Raw genomic sequence first — 232 nt, forward strand, 5'->3', positions numbered from 1 at the left:
TCCCAGCACCGATGCACAATGACGGCAACTATATTGTCTCATTGGGAAATGTGGTTCGTTGGTTGGCCGTACAAGCCGAAGAGTTAGAAGTCATGATGTTCCCAGGCTTCCCAGCTGATGACATCTTATATAATGACGATGGTTCGGTACGCGGTATCCTGACTGGTGATATGGGTGTGGCGGCCAATGGCGAAGCCAAGCCAAGCTTTGAGCCGGGTTATGAGCTGCTTGC

General features: G+C 51.3%; 1 pseudogene. It reads left to right on the top strand.

Going from position 1 to position 232, the window contains the following annotated elements:
- A pseudogene (locus tag AAEZ03_RS29010) lies at window positions 1–232 on the top strand (electron transfer flavoprotein-ubiquinone oxidoreductase); the annotation flags it as partial.

It is taken from the genome of Pseudomonas sp. HY2-MNA-CIBAN-0224 (assembly GCF_040310285.1).
Taxonomy (GTDB): Bacteria; Pseudomonadota; Gammaproteobacteria; order Pseudomonadales; family Pseudomonadaceae; genus Aquipseudomonas; species Aquipseudomonas helleri.